Source organism: Mycobacterium sp. 1165196.3, from assembly GCF_001673415.1.
Lineage (GTDB): Bacteria > Actinomycetota > Actinomycetes > Mycobacteriales > Mycobacteriaceae > Mycobacterium > Mycobacterium europaeum_A.
The window spans coordinates 1-1,076 of record NZ_LZLU01000252.1 but is presented as its reverse complement, the minus strand read 5'-3'; the positions used below and the strand labels follow the sequence as shown (position 1 = coordinate 1,076).

Annotated in this window: 1 protein-coding gene; it reads left to right on the top strand. The window is 72.7% G+C overall.

The genetic code is table 11. The features are described from left to right. Positions 1 to 100 precede the first annotated feature (100 nt). Positions 101 to 934: a carbon-nitrogen hydrolase family protein gene (locus A5659_RS24485; protein ID WP_067184852.1), complete on the top strand. Its 834-nt coding sequence runs from the start codon at positions 101 to 103 to the stop codon at positions 932 to 934. Positions 935 to 1,076 lie beyond the last annotated feature (142 nt).

Genomic DNA, 1,076 nt, shown 5'->3' with positions numbered 1-1,076 from the left:
CGTAGCGGCGCGCGTCGTCGCCGGGCCTAAGCTGCATTGCCCAGTTCCTCCGCCCGCCGCCGTAGCGGCGCGCGTCGTCGCCGGGCCTAAGCTGGCGCTCATGCGAATCGCCTTGGCGCAGATCCTCAGCGGCACCGACCCGGCAGCAAACCTGCAGCTGGTGGACGAATACAGCCGCCGGGCCGCCGACGCGGGCGCGAAGCTGGTGGTGTTCCCCGAGGCGACCATGTGCCGGTTCGGAGTGCCGCTGGGGCCGGTCGCCGAGCCGGTCGACGGGCCCTGGGCCGACGGGGTGCGGCGCATCGCGGCCGACACCGGCATCGCCGTCGTCGCCGGCATGTTCACCCCGTCCGGCGATGGGCGGGTGAAGAACACGCTCCTCGCGGCCGGCGCCGACGACCCCGGCCGGCCGGACACCCACTACGACAAGATCCACCTCTACGACGCCTTCGGTTTCACCGAATCGCGCACGGTCGCGCCGGGACACGACCCGGTGGTGATCACGGTCGACGGCATCCTCGTCGGGCTGACCGTCTGCTACGACATTCGGTTTCCGGCGCTGTACACCGAACTGGCCCGCCGCGGCGCCCAGGTGATCGCCGTCGGCGCGTCCTGGGGCGCGGGTCCCGGCAAACTCGACCAGTGGACGCTGCTGGCCCGCGCCCGCGCGCTCGATTCGATGAGCTACGTCGCGGCGGCCGGCCAGGCCGACCCCGGTGACGCCCACGGATCCGGTTCGGGGGCACCGACCGGCGTCGGCGGCAGCCTGGTGGTCTCCCCCTTCGGTGACGTCGTCGCCTCGGCCGGCTCGCAACCGCAGCTGGTGGTGGCCGACATCGACGTCGACCGGGTCGCCGAGGCCCGCAAGAGCATCGCGGTCCTGCACAACCGCTCGGACTTTGCTCAGGTTGATAGGGCAGAATCGGTCGGGTGACGAACCCACAAGGACCACCGAACCCGGACCCGTCGAAGTGGGCCCGTCCCTCCAACCAGGGGCCCTTCGGCCAGCCCCCCACCGAGCGGCCGACCGAACGGATCAGCACCGGCGGCCCGGGGCACGTGCCCCCGCCGCCGTA